The organism is Rasiella sp. SM2506, from assembly GCF_050859505.1.
Classification (GTDB): domain Bacteria; phylum Bacteroidota; class Bacteroidia; order Flavobacteriales; family Flavobacteriaceae; genus Marinirhabdus.
Window position 1 is genome coordinate 2604463 of the sequence record NZ_CP193934.1, and the last position, 13942, is coordinate 2618404.

At 38.3% G+C, this 13942-nt stretch carries 17 protein-coding genes; 14 read left to right on the forward strand and 3 right to left on the reverse strand.

Annotated elements, in window-relative coordinates; all coding sequences use genetic code 11:
* Positions 1-68: 68 nt before the first annotated feature.
* The 9 genes from ACQ2HF_RS11810 (at position 69) to ACQ2HF_RS11850 (ending at position 7985) form a co-directional block, all read left to right on the forward strand.
* Complete coding sequence (locus tag ACQ2HF_RS11810; RefSeq protein ID WP_432410622.1) at positions 69-1184, forward strand: NAD(P)/FAD-dependent oxidoreductase; 1116 nt, start codon at positions 69-71, stop codon at positions 1182-1184.
* Entirely contained in the window at positions 1181-1906 is a 726-nt protein-coding gene (locus ACQ2HF_RS11815; protein ID WP_432410623.1) for a methyltransferase domain-containing protein, read from the forward strand. The genes ACQ2HF_RS11810 and ACQ2HF_RS11815 overlap by 4 nt, the downstream gene beginning before the upstream one ends.
* A 162-nt stretch (positions 1907-2068) precedes the next feature.
* Positions 2069-3070, forward strand: coding sequence for a type III polyketide synthase (locus tag ACQ2HF_RS11820; RefSeq protein ID WP_432410624.1), 1002 nt, complete (start codon positions 2069-2071; stop codon positions 3068-3070).
* Between the two features lie 2 nt (positions 3071-3072).
* On the forward strand, positions 3073-3849 hold the full coding sequence (locus tag ACQ2HF_RS11825; protein WP_432410625.1) for an SDR family NAD(P)-dependent oxidoreductase: 777 nt from the start codon (positions 3073-3075) through the stop codon (positions 3847-3849).
* A 165-nt stretch (positions 3850-4014) separates the two neighbouring features.
* Positions 4015-4464 (forward strand): 3-hydroxyacyl-ACP dehydratase FabZ family protein, encoded by a 450-nt coding sequence (locus tag ACQ2HF_RS11830; protein ID WP_432410626.1) that lies wholly within the window; start codon positions 4015-4017, stop codon positions 4462-4464.
* Positions 4465-4551: 87 nt separating this feature from the next.
* The gene (locus ACQ2HF_RS11835) at positions 4552-5823 is read left to right on the forward strand and encodes a beta-ketoacyl-[acyl-carrier-protein] synthase family protein (RefSeq protein ID WP_432413090.1); all 1272 of its coding nucleotides are present in this window, start codon (positions 4552-4554) and stop codon (positions 5821-5823) included.
* Between the two features lie 244 nt (positions 5824-6067).
* The gene (locus ACQ2HF_RS11840) at positions 6068-6313 is read left to right on the forward strand and encodes an acyl carrier protein (protein ID WP_432410627.1); all 246 of its coding nucleotides are present in this window, start codon (positions 6068-6070) and stop codon (positions 6311-6313) included.
* Complete coding sequence (locus ACQ2HF_RS11845) at positions 6313-7533, forward strand: class I SAM-dependent rRNA methyltransferase (RefSeq protein WP_432410628.1); 1221 nt, start codon at positions 6313-6315, stop codon at positions 7531-7533. The genes ACQ2HF_RS11840 and ACQ2HF_RS11845 overlap by 1 nt, the downstream gene beginning before the upstream one ends.
* A gap of 89 nt (positions 7534-7622) precedes the next feature.
* On the forward strand, positions 7623-7985 hold the full coding sequence (locus tag ACQ2HF_RS11850) for a hypothetical protein (RefSeq protein WP_432410629.1): 363 nt from the start codon (positions 7623-7625) through the stop codon (positions 7983-7985).
* A 70-nt stretch (positions 7986-8055) separates the two neighbouring features.
* On the opposite strand, the gene ACQ2HF_RS11855 is transcribed toward ACQ2HF_RS11850, so the two are convergent.
* The 3 genes from ACQ2HF_RS11855 to ACQ2HF_RS11865 form a co-directional block, all read right to left on the reverse strand.
* The gene (locus ACQ2HF_RS11855; protein ID WP_432410630.1) at positions 8056-8535 is read right to left on the reverse strand and encodes an arsenate reductase family protein; all 480 of its coding nucleotides are present in this window, start codon (positions 8533-8535) and stop codon (positions 8056-8058) included.
* Positions 8536-8547: 12 nt separating this feature from the next.
* On the reverse strand, positions 8548-8850 hold the full coding sequence (gene hpf, locus ACQ2HF_RS11860) for a ribosome hibernation-promoting factor, HPF/YfiA family (protein WP_432410631.1): 303 nt from the start codon (positions 8848-8850) through the stop codon (positions 8548-8550).
* A 66-nt stretch (positions 8851-8916) separates the two neighbouring features.
* Entirely contained in the window at positions 8917-9882 is a 966-nt protein-coding gene (locus ACQ2HF_RS11865; RefSeq protein WP_432410632.1) for a TerC family protein, read from the reverse strand.
* A gap of 141 nt (positions 9883-10023) precedes the next feature.
* On the opposite strand from ACQ2HF_RS11865, the gene ACQ2HF_RS11870 reads away from it, so the two are divergent.
* The 5 genes from ACQ2HF_RS11870 to ACQ2HF_RS11890 all read left to right on the forward strand — a co-directional run bounded on the left by ACQ2HF_RS11870 (position 10024) and on the right by ACQ2HF_RS11890 (position 13913).
* Entirely contained in the window at positions 10024-10614 is a 591-nt protein-coding gene (locus ACQ2HF_RS11870) for a nitroreductase family protein (protein ID WP_432410633.1), read from the forward strand.
* 5 nt (positions 10615-10619) lie between these two features.
* Complete coding sequence (locus tag ACQ2HF_RS11875; protein WP_432410634.1) at positions 10620-10871, forward strand: hypothetical protein; 252 nt, start codon at positions 10620-10622, stop codon at positions 10869-10871.
* Between the two features lie 101 nt (positions 10872-10972).
* On the forward strand, positions 10973-11110 hold the full coding sequence (locus ACQ2HF_RS11880; RefSeq protein WP_432410635.1) for a hypothetical protein: 138 nt from the start codon (positions 10973-10975) through the stop codon (positions 11108-11110).
* A gap of 162 nt (positions 11111-11272) precedes the next feature.
* Positions 11273-12391, forward strand: a complete 1119-nt coding sequence (locus ACQ2HF_RS11885; protein ID WP_432410636.1) for an alkene reductase — start codon at positions 11273-11275, stop codon at positions 12389-12391.
* Between the two features lie 127 nt (positions 12392-12518).
* Positions 12519-13913 (forward strand): NAD-dependent succinate-semialdehyde dehydrogenase, encoded by a 1395-nt coding sequence (locus tag ACQ2HF_RS11890; RefSeq protein ID WP_432410637.1) that lies wholly within the window; start codon positions 12519-12521, stop codon positions 13911-13913.
* The last annotated feature ends 29 nt before the right edge of the window (positions 13914-13942 follow it).

The following is a 13942-nucleotide window of genomic DNA, read 5'->3' on the forward strand; positions in this document are numbered from 1 at the left end:
TTTTAAAATCCTGTGCTTATTTGAGTACAGGGTTTTTTTATGTTGAAAACTATCCCGTACTTTAATATATGCAACAAAACACAACATTCGACATCCTAATTATAGGCGGTGGCCTTGGGGGTTTAATTGCAGCTATTGTATTAGGGAAAAAATATAAAGTTTTACTACTGGAAAAAGATGCCTACCCAAGACATAGGGTTTGTGGCGAATATATTTCTAACGAAGTATTGCCGTATCTACAATCCATTGGCATAGATCCTATTGCCCAAGGAGCCAAAAAAATTGACCGTTTTGAAATTTCAACACACCAGGGTAAATTAATTAAAACCGCATTGCCCTTAGGTGGTTTTGGCATGAGTCGCTACGAATTGGATAACCTGCTATACAAAAAAGCAGCTGAATTTGCTGAAATAGTCATTGAAACCTGCACACAAGTTGATTTTAAAGACAATTCCTTTGCAATTACCACCAAAGAAAATTTACACTATAAAGCCACGTATGTAATTGGTGCTTTTGGGAAACGTTCCAATGTAGATAAGTATCTGCATCGAAATTTTATTCAGAAAAAATCTCCGTGGCTCGCAGTTAAAGCGCATTATGAGCATCCTTTTGAAGATGATGTGGTGGCGCTCCACAATTTTAAAGGAGGCTATTGTGGTTTGTCGAAAATTGAAAATAACGCTGTAAATGCGTGTTATCTTACCACCTACCATTCGTTTAAGAAAGTAAAAAGTATAGCTGAATTTCAGCAAAAGGTACTAAGCGCTAATCCCTTTTTAGCTAAGTTCTTTCAGAATGCGAATCCGTTATTTGAAGAACCTTTGACGATAAGTCAGATTTCCTTCGAAGACAAACAACCGGTAGAAAACCATATTTTTATGATCGGGGATGCTGCGGGACTTATTCACCCGCTGTGTGGTAATGGTATGGCAATGGCTATTCATAGTGGCAAATTGCTCTCTGAAATATTTTTACAAAATGATTTTAATAACAGGACTATACTTGAAGAAAAATATACAAAAATCTGGTCAGAAACCTTTTTAAAAAGATTACATACAGGTCGCAGGGTTCAAGGTTTATTATTACAACCCTCATTAACAAAAGCATTCTTCAATATTTCAAAAATGGTACCTTCCCTACTACCAAAAATTATAGCCAAAACGCATGGAGACATTGTTATATGATTAGTTATTCCACTAAAAGCCGTTCCAAACAAGAAGAAATTTTAGATAATTTCGAGTTGCATGGTCCAGAAATGGAAATAATGCTCAATGATCTTAAAACAGTTAATAAAATACTGGGTGGGCAGCAGGTTACATTGAAAGGGATTAAAAATTTACTACAATTCATTTCAAAAAAAGAATGTATAACTATAGTAGATATTGGTTGTGGTGATGGAGAAATGCTTCGGAAGGTTGCCCAATTCGGAGAAGCGAATATGTATAAATTCAACCTCATTGGAATAGATGGCAATGAGCACATTATTAAAATCGCTAAGGCTAAATCAAAAGCATATCCCAACATTTCATTTCATGTAAAAGATATTTTTTCTGAAGGCCCCATTCTTGCCGAATATGATATTGTATTGTGTACCTTATTTCTGCATCATTTTAAAAATGAAGGGATTATAGCTATTCTTAACAAACTTTCAGCAGAAGCAAACGTTGGAGTAGTGGTAAACGACTTGCATAGAAGCCGCATTGCCTTTTGGTTGTTTCGGCTTTTCAGTAGTATCTTTATAAACAGTAAGATTGCCAGACACGACGGCCTTGTTTCCGTAGCACGCGGATTTAAACATAGAGAGTTAATGAGTCTAGCAGCCCAATTACCTGAAAAATTTTCAACCATACAATGGAATTGGGCATTTAGATGGCAATGGATTATAAAAAATACTAGGCACGATTGAGAAATGTCCAATTTTTAAGTAATATACGTTGCTTTGTAATGTAATAATTGTAATTATAGCAACCATTACAGCAATACTAATCATAGTATTAAAAGAATAGAAATCATAGAAACACCTGTAACAATTACCTCCGTAGCAAAGCAGTTACCTCAATATACCAGAGTGACGAGCGAAATTCTACCTTTTGTAAAAACTTGGATGGAAGGACAAGACAGCCGCTTTAAACGAAAAGTTATAAAATTATTTGAAGGAGCAGGGGTAGACCGCCGGTATTCTATCATGGATGCGCACGAAGTATTTCTTAGTTCTTCTTTTGAAGAACGTAATGATATATATGTTCGGGAAGTGAAAAAACTGGGAAGAGAATCACTTCAAAAAGCATTGGATAAAGCAAATTGGAAGCCTACCGATATCGATTTTATAATTACGGTAAGTTGCACGGGGATTATGATTCCTTCCATAGATGCCTATCTTATAAACGATTTAAAAATGCGTCAGGATATAGTGCGATTGCCTGTAACCGAAATGGGCTGTGCCGCTGGCGTAAGCGGAATTATCTATGCCAAGAACTTTTTAAAAGCCAATCCAGGCAAACGAGCTGCCGTGATTGCTTTGGAATCTCCAACGGCTACGTTTCAATTAGACGATTATTCTATGGTGAATATTGTGAGTGCTGCTATTTTTGGAGATGGCGCGGCCTGTGTGTTGTTATCTTCGGAAGCAGATGCTACGGGGCCTAAAATTTTAGATGAAGCTATGTACCATTTTTATGATGCGACTTCCATGATGGGGTTTAAGTTAGTAAACACAGGCCTGCAAATGATTTTAGACAAAGAAGTGCCACAGAAAATTGCCGATCATTTTCCAGCCATCGTTCATCCTTTTTTAGAGCGAAACGGCAAAACCATTGAAGATATAGATCACCTTATTTTTCATCCTGGTGGGAAAAAAATTGTGCAAACCGTGGAAGAACTCTTCGGAAGTTTGGGCAAGAATATAGACGATACCAAAGAAACACTCCGTCTCTACGGAAATATGAGCAGTGCGACAGTTTTGTACGTTTTAGAACGCTTTATGGACAGGAAACCGAAAAAAGGCGAACTTGGCTTAATGTTGAGTTTTGGACCAGGGTTTTCGGCACAACGAATTTTATTGGAATTTTAAGTATGACGAAAATTGAAACAACACCTAAAACAGCGCTCATTCTAGGCGGCAGCAGTGGCTTAGGCTTGGCTACGGCTCATAAGTTGGCTTCGGCTGGATATGCTATTGTACTTGTTCACCGAGATAGAAAAAGTAACATTCCTAATCTTGAAGCTGAAGTTGCTAAAATGGAATCGTTTGGAGTTTCGGTAACAACTTATAATAAAGATGCGCTGAAGGAAGAAACAATGCAGGAAGTGTTGGCTGAAATTGAGGCAAAGAGCATTTCAGTTTTAATCCATAGTATCGCCAAAGGAAGTTTAAAAGCATTATCTGGAACTGAAGAAGTGCTCTCTAAAATCGATATAGACATCACGCTACACGCCATGGGAACCAGTTGGTGGCAATGGACTGCAGCCCTGTTGCAGCAGGATAAATTTTGTAAAAACGTTAGAAACATAGCCTTTACCAGTGAAGGAAACACCAAGGTTTGGCCTGGATATGGCGCAGTTTCCGCCGCAAAAGCCACTTTGGAAGCGCTTATGAGACAAATGGCAATTGAGTTGGCTCCTCACGGAATTACAACCAATTGCATCCAGGCAGGAACCACCGAAACACCGTCCTTTAAAATGATTCCCGGAAGTGATAAACTAGCCGAAATGGCAAAAAGAAGAAATCCGTTTGGCAGATTAACAACTCCTGAAGATGTAGCGAATGCCGTATGGCTTCTTTGCCAGGAAGAAGGAAAATGGATTAACGGCGTGGTGTTGCGGGTTGATGGTGGAGAAGGCCTTAGGTGATTTTAAAGGTACGATTGACTATGGACGATTTTAGATTTATTGATATGTCCTATCGAGGATAAAATATAATTTTGACCGAAGGTATCGATGCGCAGCATACCGAGAGGTTGATTAAAATGCTTGAGGTTAAACTTAGGTCTCGACTGCGCTCGACCAGACAACGTTATGAATTTGAAAACTATCCTAAACAAACTCCCCTACACAAAACCATTTCTTTTTGTAGACGATTTGGTTTCAATAACCGAAGCTAGGGCAGAGGGAACCTATACCTTTAAGGAAAATGAATATTTTTATAAAGGCCATTTTAAGGAGAATCCTGTGACGCCCGGTGTTATTTTGGTTGAGTGTATGGCGCAAATAGGTTTGGTGTGCCTTGGCATATTTCTGCTGAAAGATTCAGAAACAAAAAACATACAAATAGCCTTGAGCAGTCACCAAGTAGATTTTTACAAACCTGTGTTCCCAAAGGAGACGGTAACCGTAATTTCAGAAAAAGAATATTTTAGATTTCATAAATTGAAATGCAACGTAAAAATGCTGAATAAAGCAGGAGAAGTAGTGGCGAAAGGGACGATTAGCGGGATGATGAAGTTGTCAGTAGTCAGTAGTCAGTAGTCAGTAGTCAGTAGTCAGTAGTCAGTGAAAAATAGTAAACGAAAACTAAAGTACAAACCAATTAAATAACATTTTTACTAATTAACTATCAAACAACGTGTCGTCATAACAGGATTAGGAATTGCCGCTCCAAACGGGGTGGGCATTCCTGCGTTTACGGAAGCCTTAAAAAACGGTACTTCGGGTATTCAGCATTTTCCAGAATTAGAGGATTTAAAGTTTTCCTGCCAAGTGGGCGGTGTGCCTATTATTTCAGAAGAAAAGAAACGCGAGTATTTCACAGAACTTCAGCTCCGGAACTTCAACAGCAGTGGAATTCTTTATGGAGTCATAGCAGGAATGGATGCCATCCGGGATGCAAAAGTTGAAATTTCTGAAACAGAACCCAATTGGGATTTAGGAATAGTGTTTGGCACCGGAACGAGCGGCGTGGATAAATTTCGGGAAGCGATTTATAAAGTAGATGAGCAAAATGTGAGACGTTTGGGAAGCACTACGGTGGTGCAGACTATGGCGAGCGGTATTAGTGCGTATTTAGGAGGAATGACGGGCGCGGCAAATGTTGTTACTACCAATTCATCGGCTTGTGCGACAGGAACCGAAGCTATTTTAATGGGTTATGAGCGCATCGCATCAGGGAAAGCTACCCAAATGCTCTGCGGAAGCACCAGCGATCACGGTCCGTACTTATGGGGTGGCTTTGATGCTATGAAAGTGATTACGTATAAACATAACGATGAACCCGAGAAAGCATCGCGACCTATGAGCGCTACCGCCAGCGGATTTGTACCAGGAAGTGGGGCAGGAGCCTTGTTGTTAGAATCGTTAGAAAGCGCACAAAAACGGGGTGCGACGATATATGCTGAAATCTTAGGAGGTCACGTAAACAGTGGCGGTCAGCGAGCTGGTGGCAGTATGACGGCTCCTAATAGCGAAGCGGTGCAACGTTGTATTAAAAATGCGATGTTAGACGCAGGAATTATTGCTGATGAAATAGATTACATAAACGGGCATTTAACCGCAACGATTAAAGATCCAGATGAAATTCAAAATTGGTGTGCAGCCTTACACAGAAAAGGGAATGATTTTCCCTATATCAATTCTTTAAAAGGAATGGTAGGGCATTGTTTAGCGGCTAGCGGTAGTATGGAAGTAGTTTCAACAATACTTCAGATGAAAGAAGGTTTTGTATTTCCAAATGTGAATTGTGAAGATGTACATCCCGAAATTTCCAGTTTGGTGGCTTCGGAAAAGATGCCGCAACAGAAAATTTCAGCAAACATCACAACTGCAATAAAAGCGAGTTTCGGTTTTGGGGATGTAAATGCGTGTATGGTTTTTAGAAAATACACTGGTTGAAAAGGACGGTTGGAACCAAGACCGTTTGCGCTGCTCTCTGCACGATTCACGATAAAAAGTGTATAGTTTTGCTATAGCCTTATTTCAAAACTATCCAAATTGTCGTGGTTCAAATGGTCGTGGGTCAAAACGTTCCCGATTAATTCGGGACAGGCTCTGGCTCCAAACGTCCTTTTTGAAAACGACTTTGTAGTAACCAGAAGTCAATTGAATTACCTTATTTTTGTCCTTCAAGAAAAAAAATATGACTACCGAAGAAATCTACGTAAAAATCCTACCTATCGTAAAAAATTACCTTCCAGAAGACGTTAACGGCGACGAGATAAACCCAGATAGCGACCTTACGGGAGAACTTAATATTAATTCGGCTCACCTGGTTGATATTGTGTTGGATGTGGAGGACGAATTCAATATAGAATTTGCCAATGAGGATATGGAAACTCTACGTACGTTGAATGATGCTATTGCCATCATCCATAAAAAGCTCTAATGTTCACAACTACTTTCCCCAAAATAATACCCCAAGTTCTAGCTGTAAAACTTACCGTAAAAGGAGAACGCTCTGTACGTAGTGGTCATCCTTGGATTTTTTCTGAAAGTGTCGAGAAAATCAACAAAGAAGGAACAGCAGGCGATATTGCCATCATATTTAGTCACAATAAAAACAAAGCAATAGGAGTAGGGTTGTACGATCCAGACTCTCCCATTGTTATTAAAATGCTACATCACGAAGGTGGTGCCAAGCTGGATGAGGTCTTTTTTAAAGAAAAGATTCAGCGTGCGTATGCGCTTCGATTAGGCCTATTAGAAACCGATACCAACAGTTATCGGTTACTCTTTGGCGAAAACGACGGCTTCCCCGGTTTGATAGCAGATGTTTACGCGAATGTGTTGGTGGTAAAGCTATATTCAGCTATTTGGTTGCCATATTTAGAGACTATTTTAAAACTTCTGATAGCGATTTCAACTACTGAAACTGCTGTGTTACGATTAAGCCGAACCCTTCAGCAAAAAGAGAAGTTTCCTTTTATCGAAGGAACTATACTCTACGGGGAATTACCAGATGAAACCATTTTATTTAAGGAGCACGGAGTCAACTTTTCAGCAAATGTGATAAAAGGCCATAAAACCGGCTATTTCTTAGACCATCGCGACAACCGAAGACGGGTAGGGGAATTGAGTAAAGGAAAAACGGTTTTGGATGTTTTTAGTTACGCAGGCGGATTTTCGGTACACGCACTCGCTAATAATGCCAAGGAAGTTACAAGTCTGGACATAAGCGAGCAAGCTTTGGAACTGGCGAAGGCAAATGGAACCCTAAACAAATCCAATGGCGTTCACATTACGCTGGCAGGAGATGCATTTGAAGTAATGAAACAACTCATCAACGACCAAAAAAGATATGATGTGGTGGTAATAGATCCGCCAAGTTTTGCCAAACGACAGAAGGAAATTACAGTCGCCAAAAAGAAATATGCGCAGTTAGCCCAGTTAGGAGAAAAATTAACGGCTAGAGGAGGCCTGCTAGTATTGGCTTCGTGTAGTTCACGAATTTCAGCGGAAGACTTTTTTCAGATTAATAAAGAAACACTTCAAATGCAACCACGCACATTTTCGTTACAATTAAAAACAAGTCACGATACAGATCATCCTGTTTCGTTTCCTGAAGGTGCGTACTTAAAATGTGGGTATTATAGATTTCAAGAATAGCCGTTACAATTGCCTTAACATTTGTTGTTAAACAGTGCTAAACATCTTGATTTACTAGGCTTGGCTTCTTATCTTAAAAATAAAAAGTTATGAAAAAGTTACTAGTATTACTCGTATTATTTATTTCGTTTTCTTCAATGGCTCAAGATACAAGCCTACAGGTTGGAAGTGAAGCCCTACAAGAAAAAGCGAAAATTATAACCGATAAATATGTGGATGTGCTTGGCCTTAGAGCAAAGCAAGAATTGCTTTTTAGAAAAAAGGTGGAAGAGTTTTTGATTCGGGAAGAAAAAATAAAAGCCAATAGCGAAGGAGAAGATATGCTCAACAAAATGGTAGCATTAAAACAAAATGAAACTGCCGAAATGGGAGATATTCTTACCCGTATTCAATTAGAAAAGTATAAAGAAGTACGACCGGAAATTCAGCCTTTAGCGCGCGTAAAGCAATAAAATAAAACATTTACGACAAAAAAAGAAGCACTTAAACAGTGCTTCTTTTTTTATTCAGTTAATAAATAATTTATTTTATAAAATCTTCATTGTTTGTGGTGCTTTCTATAGTGGGGTCTTCGGTATGCATTGTTTTCTCTAAACCAGCCGAATCTACTCCAAAGAACTTTAAAACATCAGGGCCATTGGCAATTTGCCTTGTTACCTTGCCATTAATTGCAATGGGGTGAGACAGAACTTCATCGTTATTCTGTAAAATTTTCAACCAATCATTAGTTCCATAGCTGGAGGTATCTTCCGCTTTCACCAATCGTTTGTCTATAAGATCGCCCACTTTACAGTTTAAAGCTTCTGCTATTTCTGTCCATTGTGTATCACTCACTTTAGTTTTTGAAATATCTACTGCATTCAACTTTTCCTTAATACCTTGTAAATAAGCTAACGCGTGTTTTCCTACTCTGGTATTGTGACTGTATATTAATGTAAATTCTCTATCGTCTCTTGCGATTACTCCCATTTCTTTATGTGATTGGTTGTTGCCTGGTTTCAAGTTGGGTATAATTTAGTGTGTTTGCATTTTTTCTTTTTTCTTACGGAGTTGCTTGGCAACTTCGGTAGTAGCTTTTGCTAAGGAAGATTCAAAAGATCCGTTATTAGCTTCTGCAAAAAGTGTGGTGCCTGGTACGTTTATGCGTATCTCAGTAATCATTCCTGTCTCAGGACTTGCCGTGTTTTCTTTTTTGAAATACACATCGGTATTTACTATAAAAGTATATTTAGCTTCTAATTTTTCTAGTTTTTCGGTTGCTAAAGCTTCTAGTCTTGTGCTGGCTGAAACGTCTTTATATTCAAAATTAATATGCATAGTTTTGTTGTTTTTAATTGAAAATTAAAGATACAATTCCTTCAAGGGGAGGGCAAACTTTTAGTATTATTTTGGCAAATTGTCTTTAGTGACAGGCTCTTCAGAAGTAGGTATGTAGATGGATGCTAAGATTCCTGCTAAAAGTGCAACCCCAATCACTGCGAGAGAAAGCCATTCTGGTATTTCCACATGGTGAGAGATAAGCATTTTTATACCCACAAAACTTAAAATAGCGACCAAACTGTAATTTATATATCTGAATTTCTGTAGCATCCGCGAAATCAGGAAATACATGGATCTAAGTCCGAGAATAGCCAGGATGTTGGAGCTAAACACTATAAAAGGATCTGCAGTGATTGCCAGGATGGCAGGAATACTATCTAGCGCAAAAAGAATGTCTGTAAGCTCTATAATGAGCAGTGCTACAAAAAGAGGCGTAGCGGCTTTAATTCCCATTCTTTTAATAAAGAACTTCTCCCCTTCAATTTTTTGAGTTACTGGAAAAATCTTTCGTATAAATTTATAAACTTTAGAATGCTTCGGGTCAAAATCGGTATCGCTGGAAGTAGCCATTTTATAAGCTGTATAGAGCAGGAAAACTCCAAACACGTAAATAATCCATTCAAATTTATTAATAAGCGCAACTCCAAAAACAATCATTAATGCTCTAAAAATGATAGCTCCTAAAATTCCCCAAAAAAGTACTCGGTGCTGGTATTTTGCAGGAATAGCAAAGGAGCTGAATATTACAGCAATCACAAAAACATTATCTATACTTAGAGATAGCTCAATAAGGTATCCTGTAATATATTTTAAAACTGCCGTTTTGGGTGAAAGTTGTGTAGGGTTTTCTACTAAACCTGTTGAGAAAAGCCAATAAATAACACCAGAAAAAAGCAACGCAATACTTACCCAGATTACTGTGAAAATGGTTGCCTCTTTTGTTTTGATTTCGTGCGCTTTCTTATTAAAAACGGCTAAATCCAAAAAGAGCATTACCAGAACAAATGCAATAAAAATACCCCAAACCATAGCTTATAATTTCAGCAAAAGTAGGAGATATGTACACTATTCTATAATAGGATTTTGTTAATTATACTGTAATAGTTAAATCTTTTTTAATTGTTTTTAAATAAACGACAATGATTGTAACTTTTCAAAAAAAGAAAGCATATGACAGAAAAAAAGACACCAACAGCATACGAAATTCATCCCCTTATTAAAGAGAGATGGAGCCCACGTGCTTTTGCTGAAACCCCAATTACCGAAACTGAAATTAAGACGTTATTAGAAGCAGGACGTTGGGCTGCCAGTAGTAATAATTTACAGCCCTGGCGGATTATCTGGGGACTTAAAGGCACTACCACCTATGATAGAATTTTTGAATGCCTTGTAGCATTTAATCAAAGTTGGGCAAAAGGAGCGCCAGCATTATTATTAGGAGCGTTTAAAAAAGATATGAACGACGGCGAGAAAGAGAACTTTCACGCATTACACGATTTAGGGCTTTTTATGGGAAATGTAAGCATCCAGGCTACTAGTATGGATATTGCCATACACCAAATGGCTGGAATCGATTTTAAGAAAGCCGGGAAAGAATTCGGTTTTCCAGATAATTATCACGTTGCCACTGCTATTGCCATAGGAAGGTATGGAGGAAATCTTGACACGTTACCAGAAGATTTACAACGGCAAGAGGTAAAAGTAACGCGCGAGCGTAAAGAACAAGAGGCATTTGCCTTTAACGGAAATTTTAAAAAATAAAAAAGATGAGTACAGAAAAGAAAAATAAAGACCACGCCGATTTTCAGGATACCTACAGACGATCATCCAATTTTGGAGGTGCTGCCTCAGAAGAAGAACAACTGAATGTTGCTGGCGATGGAAACGTAAAACTCACTAAAGACAACGATATGATCTCAAGAGAAGAAAAACAGAAAATTGTAGATGCTATGGATAAGATGCAACGCAAATTTGAAAATACCGACGACAGAGAAAAAGCGAGAGAAGAGGAAGAATAGCTTTTAAATTGGTTAAAGTTTTGATAATTAGCAGTATTGCGTAGAATCGTTCTGGCTATTTTCAATAGCTTTATATTCCTAATTTTTAATTGACAGTCAATATGGAAATAAAAAGACAAAAAGATCACGCCGATTTCCAAGATGCGTACAGACGATCTTCTAATTTTAGAAGTGTGATAAAAAAGGAGAGGTTTGAAATTTCCAACAAAGGCGATGTGAAGCTTGTTTCGGAAGAATAGATGTTTCTATTAAAACAAAAAAAGCGATAGCACCAATATAAGGTACTATCGCTTTTTTTTGCTGAAATCTTAACATAGTTTAACCCCGCGCACCTATTGTTACAACACTTTTTAACATCTATCTAAAGTACCTTTACGTAAAATGTAAAATAAAAAAGTACTATGAAAGATACACAACCCTTATTGCAACCCATTACAATGGGAGATTTAGATTTACCCAATCGCGTGGTAATGGCGCCTATGACCAGAAGTAGAGCCAAAAATAAAGAAGCGGCTGCAACCGAAGATTTACACGTGCCTTACTATACGCAGCGCGCAACAGCAGGTTTAATTATCACAGAAGGTTCTCAAGTTTCTAAAAGAGCAGTTGGGTATGTTTATACAGCGGGAATTCATTCCAAAGCACAAGTAGAAGGCTGGAAGAAGGTAACCAAATCTGTTCATGATGCTGGTGGACGAATTTTTATTCAGCTATGGCACGTAGGTAGAATTTCGCATCCAGATTTTCACGATGGAGAATTGCCTTGGGCGCCTTCAGCAATTAATCCTGAAGCAACCGTTTTTACTCCAGAAGGCGAGAAAGAAACAGTGACGCCAAAGGAAATGACAAAAGAGGATATTGAAACCACAAAAAAAGAATTTGTACAAGCTGCTAAAAATGCTGTAGAAGCAGGATTTGACGGAGTGGAGATCCATTCATCAAATGGGTATTTATTTCATCAATTTTTCAGCAGTTTTAGTAATAAGAGAGAAGACACCTATGGCGGAAGCATAGAAAACCAGGCGCGTTTCTTTTTTGAAACCTTAGATGCTATGGCAAAAGTAATTCCGCAGGAGAAAATTGGAGCACGTTTTAATCCGTCTCTGCACGGAATTTTCGGAATGGAAGTGACTGAAGATACGATTCCTACATTCGATTATATCATTAAAAGATTGAATGATGAGTATTCCTTAGCTTATATTCATTTATCCGAACCTTTTACGGATGTAAGTAACGTTCCTTATGCTGTTTGTGATATTGCAAAACGCTATAGACCTATGTACAAAGGAAATTTAATGATTAATACAGGCTTTACACAATCTACTGGAAATAAAATACTACGTGATGGCAATGCCGATTTGGTTGCTTATGCAAAACTATATGTTTCGAATCCAGATTTGGTGGGTCGTTTTAGAGAAGAAGCAGACACTTCTGGCTGGGATAAAGATACGTTCTACACTCAGGGAAAAGAAGGGTATACAGATTATAAGGCTGAAACTAGAGAGTTGATCCCGCAGTAAGTCAATCCTTTGATACAATTCCGCAGAAAAAGCGGAATCACTCAGGAACCTTTGAAATTGAAGGTTTAAGATGAATTTTAAAAAAACTAAGATTTCCGTCTTCACGGAAATGAAAAAAATATTTTATATGAAAAACAGAGAAATAATGGGCGGATTTAGAACTATAAATCCAGCTACCGAAGAAGTAATTAAGGAATATACGTATATGACCCCTGACGAAATGGAAACAGCCATTGAAAAATGTCATAAAGCATTTACATCCTGGAAATTGACATCATTGAAAGATAGAGCCGCAATCATTAAAAAGATTGGTGAAGGGCTAATGGAGCGTCGGGAGGAATTTGCGAAGCTGATGACTCAAGAAATGGGGAAGGTAATCAAGCAAGGCTTTCAGGAAGTTAAGTTATGCGCAGGTGTTTGCGATTATACAGCTAAAATGGGCGTAGAAGAGCTAGCCGATGATGAACGCGAGTTGGCAAACGGTGGAAAGGGAATTGTAACCTATTCGCCTATTGGTGTTATCTACGGAATACAACCATGGAATTTCCCTTGCTATCAAGCTATTCGATATGCCATTGTAAATTTAATGGCCGGTAATGGTGTCTTGTTAAAGCACGCACAAAGTTGCACAGGTTCTGGACTTTTACTAAAGGAGATTTTTGAGGATGCTGGATTGCCTAAAGATTTATTTACCGTACTTATTATAAATCACCAACAATCTGACGACGTAATTGCTAATAAATTTGTTAGAGGGGTAACCTTAACAGGAAGTGATGGTGCCGGAAAAGTAGTGGCACAACAAGCTGCCAAGAATCTTAAGAAAACAGTGTTGGAGTTGGGAAGTAATGATGCGTATTTGGTCTTGGATGATGCCGATATTAAATTAGCCGCCGAAACCTGTGTGCAAGGACGTACCTACAATAACGGAGAGACTTGTGTGGCAGCAAAACGCTTTGTAGTTGTAGAAAGTGTGTATGAAGAGTTTAAAAAAGCCTTTGTAAAAGGAATGAAGCAAGTTGAAGCTGGCGACCCTACCAAAAAAGAAACGGCAATGGGACCAATGGTAACCAACGAAATGCGAGATAAGTTACACAAGCAGCTGGAAGAGAGTGTTGAAAAAGGAGCTGAAATCTTAACAGGAGGGAAGATTCCAAAAGGAAAAGGATTTTACTATCCGGCAACAGTACTAGGAAATGTACAACCTGGACAACCTGCGTATGAAGAAGAATTCTTTGGACCCGTAGCTTCTTTGATCAAAGCAAAAGATAATAAAGATGCCATGCGAATTGCTAATGATAGCCGATTCGGACTCGGTGGAGGAATTTTCAGTAAGAATGAAAAGAAAGCCATTGAACTTGCTCAAAAGCATTTTGACACAGGGATGGTCTTTATTAATTCTTTTGGATTGGCAGAACCAAATATGCCTTTTGGAGGTGTTAAGGATTCTGGTTATGGAAGGGAACACGGTGGTTTTGGAATCAAGGAATTTGTGAATGCCAAAGCTGTTATGATCTTAAGCTAACTCCTATAGCGCTATAAAATAAAAAAGCA